The sequence below is a fragment of the Sphingobium sp. TomTYG46 genome, assembly GCF_055396345.1.
The window spans coordinates 2,456,973-2,479,355 of record NZ_AP027324.1; the positions used below are offsets into that span (position 1 = coordinate 2,456,973).

At 63.3% G+C, this 22,383-nt stretch carries 17 protein-coding genes, 1 tRNA gene and 1 riboswitch; of the genes, 11 read left to right on the forward strand and 7 right to left on the reverse strand.

Translation table 11 applies throughout. The features are described from left to right. Positions 1–7: 7 nt before the first annotated feature. A complete protein-coding gene (locus ACZ5YV_RS12435; protein WP_464787883.1) occupies positions 8–1,135 on the forward strand; it encodes a tudor domain-containing protein in 1,128 nt (375 codons plus the stop codon). Beyond that, entirely contained in the window at positions 1,132–2,496 is a 1,365-nt protein-coding gene (locus tag ACZ5YV_RS12440) for a cytochrome P450 (RefSeq protein ID WP_464787884.1), read from the forward strand. The genes ACZ5YV_RS12435 and ACZ5YV_RS12440 overlap by 4 nt, the downstream gene beginning before the upstream one ends. Positions 2,497–2,637: 141 nt before the next feature. Here the strand turns inward: ACZ5YV_RS12440 and ACZ5YV_RS12445 are convergent, their stop codons facing one another. After that, positions 2,638–2,934, reverse strand: a complete 297-nt coding sequence (locus ACZ5YV_RS12445; protein ID WP_404957889.1) for a hypothetical protein — start codon at positions 2,932–2,934, stop codon at positions 2,638–2,640. Positions 2,935–3,012: 78 nt separating this feature from the next. Further along, positions 3,013–3,123: riboswitch (TPP riboswitch) on the forward strand. A 55-nt stretch (positions 3,124–3,178) separates the two neighbouring features. On the opposite strand from ACZ5YV_RS12445, the gene ACZ5YV_RS12450 reads away from it, so the two are divergent. The 8 genes from ACZ5YV_RS12450 to ACZ5YV_RS12485 all read left to right on the forward strand — a co-directional run bounded on the left by ACZ5YV_RS12450 (position 3,179) and on the right by ACZ5YV_RS12485 (position 11,575). Then, positions 3,179–3,586 (forward strand): DUF2065 family protein, encoded by a 408-nt coding sequence (locus ACZ5YV_RS12450; RefSeq protein WP_464787885.1) that lies wholly within the window; start codon positions 3,179–3,181, stop codon positions 3,584–3,586. Positions 3,587–3,600: 14 nt separating this feature from the next. Then, entirely contained in the window at positions 3,601–5,448 is a 1,848-nt protein-coding gene (gene thiC / locus ACZ5YV_RS12455; RefSeq protein ID WP_464787886.1) for a phosphomethylpyrimidine synthase ThiC, read from the forward strand. Positions 5,449–5,585: 137 nt separating this feature from the next. Next, entirely contained in the window at positions 5,586–5,870 is a 285-nt protein-coding gene (locus tag ACZ5YV_RS12460; RefSeq protein WP_464787887.1) for a hypothetical protein, read from the forward strand. 59 nt (positions 5,871–5,929) lie between these two features. After that, complete coding sequence (locus ACZ5YV_RS12465) at positions 5,930–7,030, forward strand: hypothetical protein (protein WP_464787888.1); 1,101 nt, start codon at positions 5,930–5,932, stop codon at positions 7,028–7,030. Then, positions 7,017–8,084, forward strand: coding sequence for a nucleotidyltransferase family protein (locus ACZ5YV_RS12470; protein ID WP_464787889.1), 1,068 nt, complete (start codon positions 7,017–7,019; stop codon positions 8,082–8,084). Before ACZ5YV_RS12465 ends, ACZ5YV_RS12470 begins: the two co-directional genes overlap by 14 nt. 114 nt (positions 8,085–8,198) lie before the next feature. Continuing rightward, on the forward strand, positions 8,199–10,139 hold the full coding sequence (locus ACZ5YV_RS12475; protein ID WP_464787890.1) for a DUF4838 domain-containing protein: 1,941 nt from the start codon (positions 8,199–8,201) through the stop codon (positions 10,137–10,139). Between the two features lie 66 nt (positions 10,140–10,205). Then, complete coding sequence (locus ACZ5YV_RS12480) at positions 10,206–10,997, forward strand: transporter (protein ID WP_464789224.1); 792 nt, start codon at positions 10,206–10,208, stop codon at positions 10,995–10,997. Between the two features lie 11 nt (positions 10,998–11,008). Then, complete coding sequence (locus ACZ5YV_RS12485) at positions 11,009–11,575, forward strand: DUF4337 domain-containing protein (protein ID WP_464787891.1); 567 nt, start codon at positions 11,009–11,011, stop codon at positions 11,573–11,575. Positions 11,576–11,594: 19 nt separating this feature from the next. On the opposite strand, the gene ACZ5YV_RS12490 is transcribed toward ACZ5YV_RS12485, so the two are convergent. The 3 genes from ACZ5YV_RS12490 to ACZ5YV_RS12500 all read right to left on the reverse strand — a co-directional run bounded on the left by ACZ5YV_RS12490 (position 11,595) and on the right by ACZ5YV_RS12500 (position 14,855). Further along, a complete protein-coding gene (locus tag ACZ5YV_RS12490; protein WP_464787892.1) occupies positions 11,595–13,016 on the reverse strand; it encodes a hypothetical protein in 1,422 nt (473 codons plus the stop codon). Positions 13,017–13,030: 14 nt separating this feature from the next. Continuing rightward, on the reverse strand, positions 13,031–14,479 hold the full coding sequence (locus tag ACZ5YV_RS12495; protein ID WP_464787893.1) for an AcvB/VirJ family lysyl-phosphatidylglycerol hydrolase: 1,449 nt from the start codon (positions 14,477–14,479) through the stop codon (positions 13,031–13,033). A gap of 289 nt (positions 14,480–14,768) precedes the next feature. Further along, positions 14,769–14,855: transfer RNA gene (locus ACZ5YV_RS12500), tRNA-Leu, on the reverse strand. A gap of 151 nt (positions 14,856–15,006) precedes the next feature. On the opposite strand from ACZ5YV_RS12500, the gene ACZ5YV_RS12505 reads away from it, so the two are divergent. Beyond that, the gene (locus ACZ5YV_RS12505) at positions 15,007–15,489 is read left to right on the forward strand and encodes a hypothetical protein (RefSeq protein ID WP_464787894.1); all 483 of its coding nucleotides are present in this window, start codon (positions 15,007–15,009) and stop codon (positions 15,487–15,489) included. 81 nt (positions 15,490–15,570) lie between these two features. Here ACZ5YV_RS12505 and gltB read toward each other — a convergent pair whose 3' ends face one another. The 3 genes from gltB to ACZ5YV_RS12520 are packed head-to-tail and all read right to left on the reverse strand — an operon-like array spanning position 15,571 to position 22,294. Beyond that, complete coding sequence (gene gltB, locus ACZ5YV_RS12510; protein ID WP_464787895.1) at positions 15,571–20,112, reverse strand: glutamate synthase large subunit; 4,542 nt, start codon at positions 20,110–20,112, stop codon at positions 15,571–15,573. Next, on the reverse strand, positions 20,112–20,846 hold the full coding sequence (locus tag ACZ5YV_RS12515) for a DUF2059 domain-containing protein (RefSeq protein ID WP_464787896.1): 735 nt from the start codon (positions 20,844–20,846) through the stop codon (positions 20,112–20,114). Before ACZ5YV_RS12515 ends, gltB begins: the two co-directional genes overlap by 1 nt. Then, on the reverse strand, positions 20,843–22,294 hold the full coding sequence (locus ACZ5YV_RS12520; RefSeq protein WP_464787897.1) for an NAD(P)-dependent oxidoreductase: 1,452 nt from the start codon (positions 22,292–22,294) through the stop codon (positions 20,843–20,845). The genes ACZ5YV_RS12515 and ACZ5YV_RS12520 overlap by 4 nt, the downstream gene beginning before the upstream one ends. Between the last annotated feature and the right edge of the window lie 89 nt (positions 22,295–22,383).

Below are 22,383 nucleotides of genomic sequence, written 5' to 3' on the forward strand. Positions count from 1 at the left end.
CAGGGCCGTGCAAAAGTTCAAGCGTAAAGTCTTCTACCTTGGCGGTTTCGATCCGCGCGGGGTGCGTTTTTATCACCAACTCTATCGTGAGCAGGCGGAGCGCTACGCGCGCCTCTCGGGCGAGCAGGTGGAGGTAAGCGCGCGCCGATCAGGCCCGGTATCCTCCGCAATCTGGACCGTCACCAACCACAGCGCCGGCGTCGAAACCGACTATGAATTTCTCCGCTGGGAGGATCTGGTCGGCAAGGTGTGGATCCGCAACCCGCTGCTGCTCGCCTGGCGCTCCATCGCCACCTACGCCGCTCACGCCCGCCACATGCAGTTCCTGCGTATGCGCAAGCTGCGCCCCGGCCCGGTCATCACCATCCTCTACCCGCCGCTGCTCGCGATCCTGATCCCGCTCGCGCTGGCACTGATCCCCGCTTCGCTGTTGTCGCTGCTGATGCCTTTCTGGGGCTCGGTGCTGATCGGCATCGGGATCAGCGCGCTGCTGTCCGGCCGGTTGCTTAACAAACTAATTGTGCCATGGCTGCTGCGCTTCATGTATTATAACCACACGGTCGCCACCGGAGGGCCGGGACAGGAGATGAACGCCCGCCTCGACCAGTTCGCCGCCCGCATCGCGCAGGAGATGGAGGGGCCGTGGGATGAGGTGATCTTCGCCTCGCACAGCAACGGCACCATCTATGCTATGAGCGTCCTTCGCCGTATTCTCGAGCTGCGCGAGGGCAGGTCGCTACCGGACAACTTCACCGCCCTGACGTTGGGCCAAGTCGTCCCGGTCATCGCCCTGCGCAAAGACGCGCGCTGGTATCATGCCGACCTGAAAGCGCTGGACGAGGGGCAGTTCCGCCTTGTCGATTTCTCCGCACCCCCCGATGGCGCGGCCTATCATGACGTCCACCCCATTCGCCTCGTATCGGATCGCTGCGCCGCCCGCGTCGATCTGCTCTCGCCGCGTTTCCACCTCTTCTACGACCCGGAAAATTATCACAGCGGCTGGTCGAACAAATATGAGGCGCATTTCGACTATCTGCGCGTCGGGGACCGCGTCTCGCCGGTCGATTATGTCAGCCTGACCGCAGGCCGCCGCACGATCGATCAAGCCATCGCCGCATTCAGGGCCATCCCGTGACCGAACCCTTCACACCTCCCTATCCACAGCCGCCCCGGACCAAGCGCGGCCTGATGAAGCGCTTCCTGCGCGGCTGGCACAGCTGGATTCATGTGCTGTTCGAAAAAAGCTATACGATGAAACTGGGCGAAATCCGCATGCCCGGCCAGACCATGTATATCGCCAACGAACTGCCGTTGGTGGACAAGATACTGCGCGGCGGCACCGCCTTTCCCAAGCACCGCGAACTGGTCCGCAACCTGTCGCCCCTGATCGGCAACAGCGTCTTTTCCGCCAATGGCGAGGATTGGGAAAGCCAGCGCGCCATGGTGAACCCGGCCTTTGCGCATACCGCGCTGCATCGCTCCATGCCCCTGATGGTCGCAGCCGCCGACGATCTGCTCGCCCGCATCGATGCTGCCGACCGCACAAAGCCCGTCGATATCGACCCGATGATGACCCATGTCGCGGCCGACATCATCTTCCGCACGCTCTTTTCAGAGGCGCTGGATGAGCATCGATCCAACATCATCCACAACGCCTTCGGCAAGTTCCAGCGCTACGCCCACAGCGCATCGATGCTGCGTCTCTACGGCTTCCCCGCGCGCTGGTTCGAAAAGCGATCGCTCAAGCCCGCCAAAGCGATCCACGATGTGTTCCGCCCGATTGTCGAAGCCCGCTATCAGGGCTTCCATGAACGCGGAGAGTCCCCGCACAAGGACATCCTCCAGTCGCTGATCGAAGCGAAGCATCCCGAAACCGGCGATCCCTTCACCCTGCAGCAGGTGATGGATCAGGTCTCCACCGTCTTCCTCGCGGGCCATGAAACATCGGCCAGCACCATGACATGGGCGCTCTACATGCTGGCCGAATGCGCCCATATCCAAGGTGCCGCACGGGCGGAGGTGTCGGCGCTGGCGGGCGAGGAGGCGCTCACCGCCGCAATGCTCAAGGACATGGGCCACGTCCGCAACATCTTCCGCGAAACGCTGCGCCTCTATCCGCCGGTGGCTTTCTTCCCGCGCGAGGTGCCCTGCCCGATGCCGATGCGCGACAAGCAATTGGAGGAAGGCGCGATGCTGGTCGTCGCGCCTTGGCTCACCCAGCGCAACAAGGATAATTGGGGCTGCCCGCACAGCTTCGATCCCGATCGCTTCGACGATCCCGCCAATGCCGAAATGGTGAAGCAGGCCTGGTTTCCCTTCGGTCGAGGCCCCCGCGTCTGCGTCGGCGCAGGCTTTGCCCAGCTGGAGGTGATGACCGTCATCGCCAGCGTCCTGCGCCGCTACCGCCTGTCCGTGCCGGAAGGGTTCAAGCCGGAGCCGATCAGCCGCCTGACGATCAGGCCCAGGACGGGCATGAAGTTGATGTTCAGGACCTGATTATTCCCCTCCCGCAGGCGGGAGGGGTTAGGGGTGGGCGCGAGCGAAGCGAGCTTCGTCGCCAGCGCCCTAAAGTAAGCGGATGTTGCGCAGGCCCACCCCCGGCCCCTCCCGCTTGCGGGAGGGGAGCAGAAACCAGCCTCAACCCCTAATCCGCCCCACCATCACCTGTCCCGCCGCACGCTCCCGCACATAGCGCCGCTTCAACACCACGCTCGCCACCAGCAACGGCACGCCGATCATCACGCAAATCGCCCCCAACATCGGCGGCCACAGCCCGAACAGGCTGTGCACATCCAGCGCGGACGGCGTCAGCACCAGCAGATACCCCGCCGTCAGCAGCCACAGCCCCCAACGCCTGGGCCGCACAGCCACCATGCGCATTTCATGCCGGTGCGCCTTGCGCCCTTCCTTGGTGGACAGATCATGATGCTTCATCGCTGCCATAAAAGCGGCAAAGCGCCCCTTATGTCCAGCGCAATGGGCTGGCGTCGCCTGCACATTTCGGCTATCGCCACCCAATCCCCGGGGGACCGCTCACAAGCGGTTGAGAGGCGGCTGATGTGGCTGCGACCCGTTGAACCTGATCCGGATGAGACCGGCGTAGGGAGGGAGGGCTTGTCACCGGCATGTCCGCATCCTCCTTCCGCCCAGCGAAGAAGAAGAGGAGGATGGAACTGCCATGGACACAATCTCCATCCTCACCCTGCGTCTTTCCGAAGTGATCGGCCTGTACATGATCGTCGTCGGTATCGGCGGCCTGATCGCACCGTCCCGCTGGCGCGCGATGATGGACGATCTGGAACGCTCGCCCGGCCTCGTCATGGCGCTCGGCTTCCCCGTCTTCGTCGTCGGCACGGCTCTCGTCCTCATCCACAGCATCTGGACCGATCCGCTGGCCGTCATCGTCAGCCTGATCGGCTATGTTGCACTGATAGAGGGCGCTCTGCTGCTCGCTATCCCCGCGCCGCTCATCAGGATCGGCCGCTGGTCACTAAACTTCACCCGCGCCTGGGCAGCCCTCAGCATCGTCCTGGGCATCCTCCTCTTCCTCGCGGGCCTCACCGGCCGCGCAACCGTCATCGCCTGAAAGGAACCACCACCATGGCCGACATCCCCGCCCGCACCGAAATGCGCGTCACCACCGGGCCTATTCGCGGCTCGCGTAAAATCCATGTCGGCCCGCTCAAGGTCGCCATGCGCGAGATTGACCTCGAACCCGGCAGCGGCGAGCCGCCCGTCCGCGTCTACGACACCTCTGGCCCCTATACCGATCCGAACGCGCGCATCGACATCATGGCGGGCCTGCCCACGCTGCGCCGCGACTGGATCATCGGCCGGGGCGATGTCGAAGAATATGATGCCCGCGCCATCCAGCCGGAAGACAACGGCCTCAAAGGCCCCGACCGCAGCGGCGGGGTCCAGCCTTTCCCCCATGTCGTGAAGCGCCCCCTGCGCGCCAAGCCTGGCATGAACGTCTCCCAGATGCACTATGCCCGTCGCGGCATCATTACGCCGGAGATGGAATATGTCGCCGAGCGGGAGAATCTGGGCCGTGCCCGCCTCGCCGAATATGTGCGCGACGGACAGGATTGGGGCGCGGAAATCCCCGATTATGTGACGCCGGAGTTCGTCCGTGACGAAGTCGCCCGTGGCCGCGCCATCATCCCCAACAACATCAACCACCCTGAAACCGAGCCGATGGCGATCGGCCGCAACTTCCTGGTGAAGATCAACGCCAATATCGGCAACTCGGCGGTCGCCTCCGACGTGGCGAGCGAAGTCGACAAGCTGGTCTGGTCGATCCGCTGGGGCGCCGACACGGTCATGGACCTGTCGACCGGCCGCAACATCCACGACACCCGCGAATGGATCATGCGCAACTCGCCGGTCCCGATCGGCACCGTTCCCATCTATCAGGCGCTGGAAAAGGTCGGGGGCATTGCCGAAGAACTGACCTGGGACATCTTCCGCGACACGCTGATCGAACAGGCCGAGCAGGGGGTCGACTATTTCACCATCCATGCCGGCGTCCGCCTGCCCTATATCCCCATGACCGCCAAGCGCGTCACCGGCATCGTCAGCCGCGGCGGGTCGATCATGGCGAAATGGTGCCTCGCCCATCACAAGGAAAGCTTCCTCTACGAGCATTTCGACGAGATTACCGAGATCATGAAGGCGTACGACATCGCCTATTCGCTGGGCGACGGCCTGCGCCCCGGTTCGATCGCCGACGCCAATGACGAAGCGCAGTTCGCCGAACTCTACACGCTGGGCGAACTCACCAAGCGCGCCTGGGAACAGGATGTGCAGGTGATGATCGAGGGGCCGGGCCATGTGCCCATGCACAAGATCAAGCAGAATATGGAAAAGCAGCTTGAGGCGTGCGGCGAAGCGCCCTTCTACACGCTTGGGCCGCTCACCACCGACATCGCGCCGGGGTACGACCATATCACCAGCGGCATCGGCGCGGCCATGATCGGCTGGTATGGCACGGCGATGCTCTGCTATGTCACGCCCAAGGAGCATCTGGGCCTGCCCGACCGCGATGACGTGAAGGTCGGCGTTGTCACCTACAAGCTCGCCGCCCATGCCGCCGACCTTGCCAAGGGCCACCCCGCCGCCAAGGTCCGCGACGACGCGCTCTCCCGCGCCCGCTTCGAATTCCGCTGGCGCGACCAGTTCAACCTGTCGCTCGACCCCGACACGGCGGAGAAATATCACGACCAGACCCTGCCCGCCGAGGGCGCGAAGACCGCGCATTTCTGCTCCATGTGTGGCCCCAAATTCTGTTCGATGAAGATCACGCAGGAGGTCCGGGACTTCGCAGCGAAGCAGAACCAACCCGCCGACTCATTCATCGCAGCCGAAGATGCGGAAAAAGGCATGGCCGAAATGAGCGAGACTTTTAAGAACAAGGGGGGCGAGATTTACCTGCCAGCTTCGGAATAATCCAACCAAGCCCATGAAATATCATAGGCTGTAGATGGCGGGCGGGGTTATACCTTCTGATATACCCCGCCATAGCAGTGCGGTCGGTTCGGCCTAGGTGGTAGCCTCCCTCAACCCTGAAAAAGAGGAGGCTAGCCTTGGCTGAGGAACCCACCATTTTGGCTGCGACCGAAGACCGGCGCCGCTTTCTGAAAACCTGCGGTCGCTTCGTTGCGACTGTTCCCCCGGCAATGACGATCATGTTGTCGACCTCCCTGTCGTCACAGGCAATCGCGGCATCGGGCGGCGGTGGCGGCGGCGGCCCCAAGGGCAATAATGGTGTCGGCAACGGCCCCGATCCCCAGCCTCCGGGCAACCCGCCGATCAATGACGGCCCCGGCACTGGCCCCGGCAATCCGGGCAACAAGGGCGGCAAACACTGAACGCCAAGGTTCAGCTGATTGATGGCGAATGGGCGGAGCGCCCTGACGGGGCGGAATTGATGCTGCGCCTTACACCCGGGACTTCGATGACCTTCATCGGCGATCAGCCGGTGATCGTTTCGCAGTCCCGGCACGCCATTTATGAACTGAACCAGATAGCAGGCTATATCGGATGCCGCCTTGAGGACGGCGTGTCCCTGTCGCAACTCGCGCAGGAAGTTGCCGACCGGGGCGTCGATCATGCCGCGTCCATGCTCGACACGGTACTGGCGGAATGGTCCCACTCCGGGCTGGTCCACGCCACTGTTAGACCGCCCGCATCCGCGCCCATCCTGACGCAATCCATTTCGCTCGGAGGTCGCGCGCTCACGCTGCGCTATCATGACGAGGCGCTGGTACGGCATGTGGCGCCGCTTTTCGTTCATCTCCAAACGGACGCGGCCCCACCGCCGCCCTGCACCCTCTATCATCTCTGGCAAAGCAATGGGCTTTGCCTCTTCAGCCGTGATGCGGGCGATGCCTCCGTCCTGCAACTCCATCAGGCCGCCACCCTGGTCAAGGCTCAGATCATCCAGGACATCATCGATGACCCCCACTGGAACCTGGCGCTGCATGCGGGCTGCGTCAGCCGCAATGGAAAGGCGCTCCTCCTGACCGGACCCCCGGGGGCGGGGAAGACGACCCTGACCTCGTGGCTTGTCGGCAGCGGCTTTGCCTATCACGGCGATGACATCAGCATGCTGGGACCAGACGGCCAAGTGCTCGGCCTTCCCTTTCTGCCAACCGTGAAATCGGGCGCCTGGCCGATGATGGCCGCACGTTACCCGGGGCAACTTCAGCCGCTGATCCATTGGCGGCCCGATGGGCGGCGGGTGCGTTACCTCGCCTTGTCGCGGCCTTCGGGGCAAGCCCCCCTGCCGGTTGGCTGGATATTGAAGCTGCGGCGGACGAAGGGCGCGCCCGCGCGCCTGATCCCGCAACATCCCACGACACTGGTCAAGCATCTGCTCTCCGAAGCCGCCTCATGCAGCGGAGAGGCCAGCCGTCCCGCGATCGACAGCCTGATCCGCGCCGTCGGCGGCGCCCGGACCTGCGAACTGGAATATGACGATCTGGATGAAGCGGCCGCGCTGCTGGGAGCATTTTGTGATCCGGCTTGATCATCTCCATGGCCTGTTGTCCTGCCTGCGCGGCCAAACACCCTCGCATGCCGATTGGCCCCGTATCATTGCCCTCGCCAACAAAACCTTGTGCAGCCCCGCCGTGGCCGCGCGGCTTAGAAAAGCCGGACGCTTTCCCACACTGCCATCGGACGTCGCGACATTTTTCGCCGAGATGGAAAGACGTAATGGCGACCGTAACGATCGCATCATGGCGCAACTGGACGAAGCCGCCGCGACCATGAACGCGGCCGGTGTGTCGCCGATCCTGCTGAAGGGCACGGCATGGCTGGCCCATGCGCCACCGGACGAACGTGCTGCCCGTATGCTGGCGGACATCGACCTAATGGTGCCCGCCGATCGTTTCCTGCCCATGATCGATCAGCTGCGCGGCATCGGCTACTGCCCTGACACGTCCGATCCCCAACCCGGAGTGCCCGCTGTCCTCTCGCGCCCGCAGGATACGGCGACGATCGACCTTCACTCCGATTATGGCAGCATCAACACGCTCTCCTATAGCTTTGACGATCTCGCGCAAAATGCCGCCCTGCTGGAACTGGCGGGCGGCATAGTCCTGCTGCCATCGCCGGTTGCATGCACCGCGATATTGTTGCTGCATGACCAGTTGAAGGGCAGAGACTATTTGCGCGGCCGGATCGACCTGCGCCACCTGCTGGACATGCAGTCCTTCGCCCGCCGTTTCCAGCAGGATGATTGGGATGAGCTGAACCGGCATTTCCCATCCGGCTATGCGCGCAACGCGATGCGCACCCAATTGCTCACGGCGCGCAAGTTGCTCGGCATGGAAGTGCCACGCGCCCTGACGCGGGGAATCCGCGCGCGGCTCCAATATATACGGCGCCTGGCCCAGTTGCGCTGGCCGGGTCTGGCGCCCTTTCTGACCTTCCTGTCCCTCCTCGATCCCAGCTATATATTCGCCCGCCGCGCCGCCCGAAGGACGCTGCTGGACGGCGAGCCGATCGCAGCCTCCGGACTGCCGCGGCGTGAAAGCCTGGAACGGCTGTTCATCCGCAACGAATTGGGGAAAATATAGGAAAGGCCCTGCCGTCCTTTCACCATTTGGACGTACTCCCTCCGCCACCGCCCCCAGGAACCGTCAATTGGACTAAGAGGGGGGCACCCTGATCAGAAGGGAGGAGGGCTGCCAATGGGACAAGCCATTTCACGCAGGACATTTTCCTTCGGATCGGCAGCAGCCCTGCTTTCGGCGCAAACCATGGGCCAAGGCCAGGCGGCATCCCCATCCAGCGTAGCCCTGATTGAGGGCGGCACCCCCCGCCCGCTGGTCATACCGGATCAGCCGCAAGATTGCGTCGTCTATGCCGCGCGGGAACTCGCCGCGCATCTCGCGAAGGCCACCGGCACGCTGCCCCAGATCATTCCGGAACACGTAGCGTCGGGGCAAAGCACGTCAGGAGGTTTCTTCTTTCTGGGTGATACCGCCATTGCACGCGCATCGATCGACCTGAGCAGCCTCGCCCCTGAAGCCTGCGTCCTTCGCACCATCGGAGGAAATTTCTGTATCGCGGGGCGCGATGGCCCCGGCGACCCCCTGGACCCCGATGTTACCGCAGGGACGCTGTTTGGCGTTTATCATTTTCTGCAAAGCTACATGAAGGTCCGCTGGCTTTGGCCCGGAGATCTGGGAACCATGGTGCCGAAAACGGCATCCCTCATCGTGCCGAGCCTGGACGAGGTCGTCGCTCCCCATTTGATGCAGCGGCATGTTCGCCTGTTCAAACCGGGCAGGATCGATCGTCCGGAACTCGGCTTTTCCACCACGGCGGCGGCGGACTACCGTGCGGAGGAGCGCATATTCCTCAGACGTCACCGAATGGGCCGCCGCCAGCACATCGGCTATGGCCATGCCTTTGGCGACTGGTGGGCCAGATATGGGGATCAGCATCCCGAATGGTTCCAGCTCGTCGATGGACGGCGCGGGCCGGTAAAGCCGGGCGCCCGCTTTTCGATGTCGATCGCCGACCCCGGTCTGCACCAACAGATCGTCACCCTCTGGCGCGAGAAGGGTGGCGCCAGACGAGGGGCAAGCTTCATCAATGCGGTCGAAAACGACATGCCCGGGCTCTGCGAATGCGCGCTTTGTCGCGCTCTCGATAGCCCTCCACCGTCCGACTATCTGACATTCATTCCGCCCCAATCGAAGATGGCCCGCCATCCTTTCGTGACGGATCGATATGCGCGCTCCTGGCTCGAAATCCAGCGCCTCGCAGCGCGGGATAATCCGGACGTCACGGTCGTGGGCTACGCCTATTTCAACTATTTCGCGCCGCCGACCTCTGGCGTGCGGCTCAACAAGAATATCCTCGTCGGCTTTTGTCCCTCGTCTTGGTTCTATCCTCGCACGGCCGCGGTGCAGGAGTGGGTGAAGAAGCAGTGGTGCGGCTGGGCAAACACCGGCGCGCGCATCTTCCTGCGCACGAACCATTTCCTCGATGGCTATTGCATGCCGTTCATCTTCGCCCACCAGTTTGCGGACGAGTTCCGGAACGCGGCCACGAACGGCTTGGTGGGCACCGATTTCGATTCCCTCACCGGGCAATGGGCGACCCAAGGCCCGACGCTCTACCTGCTGATGCGTCTTCAGTCTCAGCCGGACGCAGATGCCAATGCGTTGCTGGAGGAATATTATGCCTGCTTCGGCCCCGCCGCTGCGGAGGTGAGGACCTATTTCGAGCATTGGGAAAACTACACGATGAACCTCAGCGGAAGGCTGGAGCAGACCTTCGTCGAATTGAAGGCGTCGCGCTGGAAAAGTTGGGCCAGGGCGGCGGCCGTCGTCTATCCGGAAGGAAGCTTTGCAGCAGGTCAAAAACTTCTGTCCAGAGCCGCGCAATCTGCGGCGCAGGATCCGCAAGCGGCTGAGCGGGTGAACTTCCTGCAACTCGGGCTGGAACATGCGCGGCTCTGCTGCCGGGCGGCCAGTGAGCGCAGTGCGGGCGGGGTGCAGAAGTCCAAAGCGGCCGGGCAGGCGGCCGATGCCCTTATCCAGTTCCGGCGGGCGCACGAACGCACCTGGATCGCAAATTTCGATCATTGCGCCTGGGTCGAGGGTGAGAGCTGGAACTGACCTGCGCGAATGCGCGTGAAGGCGCTGCTTTACAATGGATGCGGCGGCAATTAGCGCAGAGCCGTGATGAAGCTCTTCGTGCCCGTCGCTGCCCTTTTCACGCTTTTGGCGAATGGGGCGGCGGCGCGGGACTATTGTCCCGATCGCCCCGGCTTGGACACGCCGCCCTGCACCCTTGAACCGGGGGCGTCATCGGTGGAAACATCGGCCGTCGACTGGACGCACGACACATCGCCGGACTCGGTAAGTGATACCATTTTGCTGGGCGATGTCGCACTGCGCTATGGCATCGCGGAGCATGCCGAGCTGCGCCTGGGCTGGACCGCTTCCGGCATCGTCCGTACCCGCGATCGCCGAACCGGCGACGTCCAACGGCAATCAGGCTCAGGCGACGTCAGCATCGGGATCAAGCGCAACCTGATCGACCCCGATGGACACGATCTGTCGGCCGCTCTTCTGCCCTGGATCAGCGTGCCGACGGGCGGCAGTGCCATTGGCGCCGGTGATTGGGGCGGCGGCGTACAGCTTCCCATCAACGTGCCCGTGGCGGAAAAGCTTTCCCTGCTGCTCACGCCGGAGATAGACGCAGCCGTGGACCGCGACCGCAAGGGGCGGCATCTGGCATATGGCTCGGCGGGCGGTATCAACTTCTCCGCAAGTCCGGTGTTCAACCTTGCTCTCGAAGGCGCCGTGATGCGCGACAATGATGCGGGCAGAGCGAGCACGCAGGCTGTTGCGGGCCTCTCCGCCGCACTGATGGTTGGCAAGGCCGCGCAGGTCGATATCGGCTCCGAATTCGGCCTCAACCACGACACGCCTGAAAGGCGCATCTATGTCGGTCTCGCCCGGCGCTTTTGATAGAGGACGCCATGGAAGTCGAACTGAATGCAGAGGCGAAGGACAAGCGGCTTAATCGCATGGTCGCGATCACGGTCGTCATCCTCTCCATCTTCACTGGCCTGTGCAACATCAAGGATGGCAACATAGTTCAGGCCATGCAGCAGGCACAGTCCAACGCGGTAGACAGCTGGAATGAATATCAGGCGGCCAAGACCAAGCTGCATATAAGCCAGACCAGCCGCAGTCAGATTGTCCTTCTGGCCGACACGCCTCATCGGCAGGCGCTGTCGAAACTCACCGTCGATGCGCTCGATGCCAGCATCGCGAAATATATCCGGGAAGTGCCTGCTCTGGCTCGGCAAGCAAGGGCCGATTCCGCCCTCTATGATGCCCTCAACGTCCATGACGACCAATTCGACGCGAGCGAGGCAATGATTTCCACCGCCATATCAATCGCCGCCGTCGCCGCGCTGGTGGAAAGCGCCTGGCTGCTCGGCGTCGGCTGGATGTTCGGTGCGTTCGGAATGTTCCTGGGCCTATGCGGCTTTGCCGGTTGGGCGTTCCACCCCGATATACTCAGCCATTTCCTTGGCTGATCCTGCGCCGATCCACGCCCTAGTTCATCAGGCTGGCATAGCGCGCGGGTGGGGTCGGCAAGGTGAAGCGGGCGACAGTGCCCGACAGAATCACCAGCGCAATCACCAGCGCGGCCAACCTTTTCCCGCGAACGGCTTCGTCGCGTTGCCACAGGATGATCCAGCCCAGCGCCGTCGCCAGCATCGCCCAGAGATGATAGCGAAGGTCGGACGATATGCTGAGCAGGATGAAGCTCGCTTCCTGAAAGAGCGTCGAAACGAACAGGGCCGTTGCGAGCTCGCGCTGCGCTCCCTCGGGCCGACACCAGCAGTTCCACAACCCCCACGACGCCGCGACGACCCAGAAGATCGGCCATGCCACGGGCGCTTCGGTCAGCAATCCAGCCATCCCCTGCCACCGCATCGCCATGAAGGAGGGATTGGGGAAACCCAGGTCATTGGGCTCTGATCGGGCGGGCGGTGCGGCCAGCGGCCAATGCGAGGGCACCAGCCAGCGCTCGGTCGAATTCAGATGGCCAAGCCGGTGCGCGAGATAGGCATAGGGATGCGCAATGACAGCCTTGGCAAACAGCCCATAAAGCTGACCGAGGGGCATCTTGTCCCATGGTCGGATTGCGGACGCGCAGAAGGCGTTTTCACCCAGCGGATCCCAGAACAGGGGCTTGACGCAATGATGCGCCGCGAGCGTCCGGCTCGCTTGAGCAGAGATGCCTGTTGCCGGGTCGCCCGTCCGAACGGCAATAGCTGCAAGATCATATATAGGTTGGCTGCTGCGCACTCCACTGTCCCGCGCACCCAGCAGGCTGTGGTTGATCGGTTGGGAAAGGAGCAGGACCACGGGGATGGCGGCGATCATCGCGGCGAGGCGGAGAATTTCGTTCCGGGGACGCGGCACCAGCAGAAACGCCAGCGGGACGGTCGAGAATGCTCCGTTCGCGCGAACCAGCGTGGCATAGATCAGGCACAGGATGACGATGACGAAGGCAAATGGCGGGATGGGCCGTTCGCGCAGGCGGAACGTGGCAATCAGGCCAATGGCAAGGGTGAGCGCGCCCAAGAGCTGACTGTCCTTGACCACGATGGCGAGCCAGCCGAGCAGAAGCGGTGTCGCGCCCAGGGCGAGCAGGACAACGGTCCTTCGCGGGCCAAGTGCCCGGCCGAGCAGCCCGATCCCGATCCAGTAACCGGCCATCTGAATCATGAACATCGGCGCGATGCTTGGCCGGGCGAAGGACAGTATGGCCCAGAGGCGAGCCATGATGGGAGGATGCCAGTCGTCGTAACTCTGGCTCAAAACCTGCCGATATTGAACGATCGAGTCATATTCGGCGATCCCTGGCCAGAAAAGCAGCAGGGACGCAAGCAGTAGGGCGCCGGCGGCGAGGATCGGCCAATGGGATGAGGCCGAAGTCGCCTGCTGCGACCCTGCGGTGGTGGGCATGTCCTGCGCTTCCATCATCTGGGCATGTGCCGGAGGATCTGCGCCACCAGAAATGGTGCGTTGCGTTCGAAATGATGCCCGCCCGGCACCGTGACGACCGTTGCTATGCCCCGGGGGATGTCAGGACAGGCGCTGTCGGTTTCCAGATTGCCCCGGATGCACAGCATAGGCACGCCGCGCAGCCGCGCTATGGCGGGAATGGTCGGGTAGGCGCCTGTCGAACTCATGTTCAGCCAGTTGCTTAGATGGAACTGGAAATCCGCCGTTCCGCTGAGGCCCAGCAGCGCCATGCCCCTCACTTGCGATCGCACGGGCCGGACCAGATGCCCCGCAATATAGGGCAATACATCCGCACCAAAGCTGTAGCCGACCAGCAAGACCTTGGGGCGACCCCAATGTTGCGAATAGCTCCGGATGATGGAGGCAAGATCGGCGGCGGCACCGGCCGGGGTGCGTTCGCTCCAGAAATAGGACAGGCTATCCACTCCCACGACCCGAATGCCTGCCTTTGCGAGTTCCGTGGCGACGCCTTTGTCCAGGCCGACCCATCCGCCATCCCCGGAATAGATCACCGCCATCCTGTCGGTGCGCCGCGCGGCCGGATCGTCAACGATGGTGATCGGCAGGTTCGCAGGCATTGGCACAAGATTTTGCGAAGATCCGGGCGCGGCATACCGGGCTGCAAGGAATGGCTTCACTTGCGCCGCGAGCTGAGCGTCGGGACTGAAATGCGGATCAAGCCCGACCGCCGTGGCGCCACGGTATCGCGCGAAGTCAGCGGCCTGCGTATCTGCACCTTCCCTATTCAAACTGATCCAGGGGGAAGCCAGACGGGCAGCGGGGGCGATCTTCCGGCCAGCATGAGGATATGGACGGGCCGTTAGCGAGAGCATGGCCGATTTGCACCAATGGGTCCGGCCCGGCAGAAATGGACGAAACCCAGCCGTGACCACCGCGCGATAGGCCCCATCCGGTCCCGTGACGAGCGTGGCATAGGCGAACGTGGCTCCCAGCCCTCGCCCCACCAGCACTGGTTTCATATACATGGGTACGCCGAGCCGGTGCTGAATTTCACGCGCCAGCGGAACGATGGCATAGTTCGGATTGATGCAGGTCTTCTGCGAACCGAGCGCGTGCAGGAAGACCGGGGTCGAAATGCCGGTGACCAGCGCGCCCTGGGCCGTCAGCCGATCGGCGAGCGCGCGGTCATCCTTCGTCCAACCCTTCGCATCAGATAGCAGGATGACCAGCCCTCGCGGCGAGGTCTTGCTCCGGAACACTGCCACCCTTCCCAACAGGGACGAGAAATGAGCCCAGTCCGATCGAACCGGCGTCGTCGGCGAAGGCCGATGGACCACGGCCGCCGCTGGACCGAAATCCGTCAGGAACGGCAGTAACGGGACCAGAAGTAACAAGGGTCGGCCAGCGCCCGATCGGCTAATCTTTTCTGACCGCGTTTCCATCTTATCGCCATCCAGCCGCCCGCCACCATGGGTAGCGCGTCGCCGCAGCCTGAGCAATGTGGCGACTGTCCAATCCATAGCCCTCGCTACGCCCATTGCCAAAGCCCGCTTGAGGCCCACGCTGTGATCCCAGGAATCTCAGCGCGGGGAATAGACCGGAAAGAAGCACGCCGATCTGCTGTTCAATCCTGCCTCAGACCTCGCGGCGGGATCATTGATCCGCAAACGGCGCACGGCATCACGCTGGATGCCCCCAAGGGGGTGAATTCTGCTTGCTGTGAAGATTGAATGGTGCGGTCGAGAAGACTCGAACTTCCACGGCCTTTCGGCCACAACGACCTCAACGTTGCGCGTCTACCAATTCCGCCACGACCGCACATCTGAAGGGAAACCGGCGGCGCCGGTGCCTTGGTAGGAGGCGGCCCTTAGCAAAGGCCTTGGACCCATGCAACAACCGATCTTCATGTGCGTTTCTTTTGCCGGGTGCTGGCGGTGATGCAGGCAAGCGCGGAAGAGGAGAAGGTCGCATGTCCCCCCGTTTCTGGTTGTTCAGCCTGGCGAGCGCCGGGGCCGCGTTGGCCAGCGGGCTAGGCCTTGGCCTCTACGCGACGACGCCGCCACGGCTATCCTTCACCGACGCACAATCCTCCTCCTATTCCCCGTCGCCGGTAACGACGGCGCAGGCAGAAAGCAGCCCCAATCTGACCGGGCCTGAGGAGATCAACTGCAAGGGGTGCGGCCCGACCCTCGCGGATCGGCAAATGGCAAGCATGACGGCGGGCTGGAGCGGCTATGACGATCCGGACGTACAGCGTTACGAGGCGCAGGATCAGCAAGCCGGCGATTGGCAACCGCTTGAAGATGCCCCGCCATCGCCGATGCACAGGCTGCCTGCCAACGTAGAACGGTTCGCGAACGGCGATGACGCACCGCCGCAGCCGACGCAACTGGCGCAGGGCAATGGCGCGAAATTCGAATCTGCGCCTGCCGTTTCACCCGTTTCCTATTAGGCAAGGCGGCGCAGCCACCCCACGCACGGACTTACCCAATAAAAAGGGGAGGAAAGTCCTCTGCCTTTCCTCCCCTTCATCCTATTCCGCAGCCACCACCTCGGTGCTTGCATCGCTCAACGGATGGGTCAGCCGATGCACCATCTCCTTGGGGCAAACCTGCCAGAAATGACGCCGCCAGCGATCCCAATCGTCCAGGATCGTGTTCGACCACTTGCTGTCGGTCGTCACCGCATGTTCGGCGATCAAGGCCTTTAGCTGCGCTTCCCAATGGGCGCTTTCCAGGCGCTGCCAAACGATATTTTCCGGATTGGCGCGCCGTTCGAAGCTGCCATCCTCGTCCAGGATGAAGGCCATGCCGCCCGTCATCCCCGCGCCGAAGTTCGCGCCGGTCTTGCCCAGGATCACCGCCGTGCCGCCGGTCATATATTCGCAGCCATTGGCACCGCAGCCTTCGACAACCACCTGCGCGCCCGAATTACGGACAGCAAAGCGCTCGCCCGCCTGACCCGCCGCGAACAGCTTTCCGGCCGTCGCGCCGTACAGGACGGTGTTGCCGATGATCGTGTTGTCCTTGCTCGTCAGCGGCGAGGACACGGTGGTGCGCACGACGATGGTGCCGCCCGACAGGCCCTTGCCCACATAGTCGTTGGCGTCACCAAAGACCTCCAGCGTGATGCCCTTGCACAGGAACGCGCCCAGCGACTGGCCAGCCGACCCGCGCAGGCGCACGGTCAGATGCCCGTCCGCCAGGGCAGACATGCCGAACCGCTCGGTCACGGCAGCCGACAGCCGCGTACCAACCGCGCGATGCGTGTTGCGCACCGTATAGGTCAGTTGCATCTTCTCGCCACGCTCGAACACCGCCTTGGCGTCGCGCATCATCTGCGCGTCCAGGCTGTCAGGCACCTCGTTGCGCCATTGCGTCAGGCTGAAGCGCCGCTGATCGTCAGGCGCATCCACCTTGGCGAGGATGGGGTTCAAGTCGAGGTCGTCGAGATGCTCGGCACCGCGGTTGACCTGCTTCAGCAGCTCCGTGCGCCCGATCACCTCATCCAGGCTTCGATAGCCCAGCCGCGCCAGCACTTCGCGCACTTCCTCCGCGATGAAGGTCATAAGGTTGATGACCTTCTCCGGCGTGCCGGTGAACTTCTCGCGCAGCTTCTCATCCTGCACGCACACGCCCACGGGGCAGGTGTTCGAGTGGCACTGGCGCACCATGATGCAGCCCATGGCTACGAGGCTCAGCGTACCAATGCCGAACTCCTCCGCGCCCAGGATCGCCGCGATCACGATATCGCGGCCGGTCTTCAGGCCGCCGTCCGTGCGCAGCTTCACCCGATGGCGCAAGCCATTGAGCGTTAGCACCTGATTGGCTTCGGAAAGCCCCATTTCCCAAGGCGTGCCCGCATATTTGATCGACGTCTGCGGCGAAGCGCCGGTCCCGCCGACATGGCCCGCGATCAGAATGACGTCCGCATGCGCCTTCGCAACACCAGCGGCAACCGTACCGATGCCCGCCTGACTGACCAGCTTCACGCACACCCGCGCGCGCGGGTTTATCTGCTTGCAGTCGTAGATGAGCTGCGCGAGATCCTCGATCGAGTAGATGTCATGATGCGGCGGCGGCGAGATCAGCGTCACGCCGGGCGTTGAATGGCGCAGCCTGGCGATGAATTCGGTCACCTTGAAGCCGGGCAGCTGACCGCCTTCGCCGGGCTTGGCGCCCTGTGCGACCTTGATCTCGATCTCCTCGGCGCTGCCCAGATATTCGGCATGCACGCCGAAGCGGCCCGACGCGATCTGCTTGATCACGCTGTTGGCATTGTCGCCATTCTCATAGGGCTTGAAGCGGGTTGCATCCTCGCCGCCTTCGCCCGACACGGCCTTCGCGCCGATGCGGTTCATCGCAATCGCCAGCGTTTCATGCGCCTCCGGAGAGAGCGCGCCCAGCGACATGCCCGGCGTCACGAAGCGCTTGCGGATTTCCGTGGTCGCCTCGACCTCGTCGATCGGCACAGCCTCCCGCGCGAAGTTGAACTCCAGCAGGTCGCGCAGATAGACCGGCGGCAGATCCCGCACGCCGCGTGAGAATTGCAGATAGGTCGAATAGCTGTCCGTCCCGACCGCCGTCTGCAACAGATGCATCAACTGCGCGGAATAGGCGTGGCTCTCGCCCCCATTGCGCTGGCGGTAGAAGCCGCCCACCGGCAGGCGCACCACCGCGCTGTCATAGGCCGCCTCATGCCGCAGCACCGCATTATGATGCAGCGACGCATAGCCCTCGCCCGAAATCTTCGCGGGCATGCCGGGGAACAGGTCGTTGACCAGCGCGCGGCTCAGGCCGACCGCCTCGAAATTATAGCCGCCGCGATAGCTGCTGATGACCGCAATGCCCATCTTGGACATGATCTTCAGCAGGCCTTCGTTGATGGCGACGCGGAACCGTTCGAAGCAGGCTTCCAGCGTCAGGTCGCCGAACAGGCCCCGCGCATGGCGGTCGGCAATGCTGGCCTCGGCGAGATAAGCGTTCACCGTGGTTGCGCCGACGCCGATCAGCACCGCAAAATAATGGGTGTCGAGCGCTTCGGCGCACCGCACGTTGATCGACGCGTAGCTGCGCAGCCCCTTGCGGACGAGATGCGTATGCACCGCCGCCGCCGCCAGTACGCCTGCAATGGCGACCCGATCGGCGTTGATATGCTCGTCGGTCAGGAAGATTTCCGTCCGCCCTTCACGAACCGCCTGCTCGGCTTCCTCGCGGATGCGGGCAATTGCAGAGCGCAGCTGCTCCTGCCCGCCTTCCGCCGGGAAGGTGCAGTCGATCTCCGCCACCGCCGGGCCGAAATGCGCCTTCAGCCGCGCCCATTCAGACGAGATCAGCACCGGCGATTCCAGCACCAGCACATGACTGTTCTGCGCTTCCTGCTCCAATATATTGTGCAGGTTGGAAAAGCGTGTGCGCAGGCTCATCACATGCCGTTCGCGCAGGGAGTCGATCGGCGGGTTGGTGACCTGGCTAAAATTCTGGCGGAAGAAATGGCTAACGGTGCGCGGCTTGTCGGAAATGACCGCCAGCGGCGTGTCATCGCCCATCGATCCGACCGCTTCCTTCGCATCCTCGACCATGGGGGCCAGGATCAGCTCCATGTCCTCCAGCGTCAGGTTGGCGGCAACCTGACGGCGCGTCAGCTCGGCCTTGTCCCATGAGGGCAGGGCGCTGGCGGTCTGTGGCAGATCACTGACCTTCATGAAGTCCTTGATCAGCTCGGCGTAGGGCCGTTCACTCGCGATCTGGTCCTTGATCGCGCGGTCGTCGTAGATTGCGCCTTCCTGCAAATCGACGGCGATCATCTGGCCGGGACCCATGCGGCCCTTCTTGACGATGGTGGTTTCGGGCACGACGACCATGCCGGTTTCCGAACCCACGATCAGCAGATTATCGCCGGTCAGCGTGTAGCGCAGCGGACGCAGCGCGTTGCGATCGACGCCCGCCACGACCCAGCGGCCATCGGTCATCGCCAGCGCGGCCGGGCCGTCCCACGGCTCCATCACGGAGGCGAGATATTCATACATGTCGATGTGCGACTGCGGCGTTTCGCCAGCGGCAGCCTGCCACGCCTCGGGCACCAGCATCAGCTTGGCAGTCGGCGCGTCACGGCCCGAACGGCAGATCGCCTCGAACACGGCGTCCAGCGCGGCGGTATCCGAAGCACCGGCCGGGATCACGGGCTTGATGTCCTCGCTATGATCCCCAAAGGCCAGCGAAGCCATCTTGATCTCGTGGCTCTTCATCCAGTTCTTGTTGCCGCGAATGGTGTTGATTTCACCATTATGCGCGAGCGTGCGGAACGGCTGGGCCAGCCACCATTGCGGGAAGGTGTTGGTCGAATAGCGCTGGTGGAATATCGCGACCCGGCTCTCGAACCGCTCATCCCGAAGGTCTGGGTAGAAGACCGACAGCGATTCCGCGAGGAACAGCCCCTTGTAGATGATCGACCGGCACGACAGGCTACAGATGTAGAAATCCTGGATCTGCGCCGCGATCACCTTCTTCTCGATCCGGCGGCGGATGAGGTAGAGGTCCTTTTCAAACTCGACCTGATCGCGTTCTTCCGGCATCGGCCCGGCGATCATGATCTGCTCGATCTCGGGCCGCGTGCGCTGCGCCTTCTCGCCGATGACGGACACATCGACGGGCACCTGCCGCCAGCCATAAATGGTATAGCCCGCGTCGATGATCTCGCTTTCGACGATCGTGCGGCAAGTCTCCTGCGCGCTCAAATCCGTGCGCGGCAGGAAGATCATGCCCACGGCCAAACGATTGGGCAGCGGCTTATGCCCCGAATCCGCAATCGCATCGTCAAAGAAGCGCACTGGCAGATCGACATGGAGGCCCGCACCATCACCCGTCTTGCCATCCGCATCGACCGCGCCACGGTGCCACACGGCTTTCAGGGCATCGATCGCCGAAGCGACCACGCGGCGGCTCGCACGGCCATCCGTCGCGGCGACCAGGCCAACGCCACAGGCATCGCCTTCCATCTCCGGATGATACATGCCCTCGGCAGCCAGGCGCGCGCGCTCTTCGGGGCTCGCCATATAGGGGGTCTGGTCGCTCATCACTTCGTTCCTTCGTCACTCGTGGCGGCGCCGTCCTTCAGGTCGCTCGCCTTGACACCCAACAGCTTCGCCAGCTTGCCGCGCTCCTCCTGCGACAGGTCGGCGATCTTGCGTGGCGGCGGCAGGCTCTTGGTCGCCGCCTCCGCCTTCGCCGCCATTTCGGGCATCTTCTTCATCATTTCAGGCATCAAAGCCTGCATCTCGCCCATGATCTCCGAGTCCATGAACATCATCATGGATTCGCGGGCATAGAGGTCGCCGGTTGGCGTCTTGAAGAAGGCCGCCAGCTCACCCAGCTGTTTACCGTCGAACTTGCGCGCATAGGCGCGGGTCAGCGCATCCCGAACCTTGGGCTCGAAGCCGTCCATCAGATCGACCATCGACGCCATCATCGCGTCCATGCCGCGCTTCGTGCGCTCCCGGAGATGCGGATCGATGATGGCGCTGATCTGCTCCATCGAGGATTGATCCAGCCCAGCCAGCTTATCTTCCGGCACACCGCCAATTCGAGCGAACTGCGCGATCGGCATTTTCATGACGCCGTCCATCATGCTGTCCATCGTCTTGGACAGGGTGCCGTCCATCATCCGGCGATAAGTGCCGACAGGAAAAATCTTGTCCACGACCGGACGCGCCGCCGCCACCCGCATGGCGTCGGGCGCACCCTGCGCATGGACCACTGGCGCGCCCAGCAATGCCAACCCAATCACGGATGAACGGAAAACCTGCCTCATGCCGCCTGCCTTTCCCCCGCCGCCACCTTGGCCTTCGTCTTCAGATAGCGGTGCATATGCTCGGTCACATCGCGGCCGTCGCGAATCGCCCAGACCACCAGCGAAGCGCCACGCACGATGTCGCCAGCGGCGAATACGCCGTCCATCGACGTCATCATCGTCTTGTGATCGACGCGCAGCGTGCCCCAGCGGGTGACGGACAGGTCCTCCGCGCCAAACAGCTTGGGCAGTTCTTCGGGATCATAGCCCAGCGCCTTGATGACAAGATCGGCGTCCAGCGTGTGTTCGGTGCCCGGATCGGCCTCCGGCGCGCGGCGTCCCGAAGCGTCGGGCTGGCCAAGGCGCATCTTCGTCACCTTGACGCCCGTCACATGTTCCGTACCCTCGAAAGCGATCGGGGCGGAAAGCCAAACGAACTCGACGCCTTCCTCCTCCGCATTCTGCACTTCGCGCTGCGATCCCGGCATATTCTCCCGGTCGCGACGATAGAGGCACTTCACCGAAGTCGCGCCCTGACGCACGGCCGTGCGGACGCAGTCCATCGCCGTGTCGCCGCCGCCGATGACGACGACCTTCTTGCCATTGGCGTGCAGCGAGCCGTCTTCATGCTCCGGCACTGCGTCACCGAACCCGGCCTTGTTGGAAGCGATGAGGAAATCGAGCGCCTTGACCACGCCCGGCGCGCCGACGCCCGGCGCCTTGATGTCGCGCGGCTTGTAGACGCCGGTCGCGATCAGGATGGCGTCATGGCGGCTGCGCAGTTCCTCCATCGACGCATCGCGGCCGACCTCGAAGCCTTCATGGAATGTGATGCCGCCGTCCTTCAGCCGCTGGACCCGGCGCATGACGACGTCCTTCTCCAGCTTGAAGCCGGGAATGCCATAGGTCAGCAGTCCGCCCGCGCGATCGTGCCGGTCGTAAACATGCACCTCATAACCCGCGACACGCAGATATTCGGCGGTGGTAAGGCCCGCCGGACCCGCGCCGATGACGCCCACCGACTGGCCGATCGGCTTGCCGGGCACCAGCGGCTCGACCCAGCCTTCCTTCCACGCGGTGTCGGTGATGAACTTTTCCACCGACCCGATCGTCACCGCGCCATGGCCTGAAAACTCAATGACGCAATTGCCCTCGCACAGGCGGTCCTGCGGGCAGATGCGGCCGCAAATCTCCGGCATCGTGCTGGTAAGGTTCGACAGCTCATAGGCCTCGCGCAGCCGTCCCTCGGCTGTCAGGCGTAGCCAGTCGGGGATATGGTTGTGCAGCGGGCAATGCGTAGCGCAATAAGGCACGCCACATTGCGAGCAACGCGCCGCCTGTTCTTCGGCTCTTTCCAGCAGGAAACTGCTACTGATCTCCAGGAAATCGTCGGCCCGATCATCGGCCGAGCGCTTCTCGGGATAGGCTTGGCCCGTTCCCACGAATTTCAGCATCGGATTGTCAGCCATGGTGAGTCCCTAAATCTGTTCAGGGCTCACATAGCAGAAAAACCGCCAAAGTCACGCGGATTCGAGCATAAAGGTCATATGAACTGACC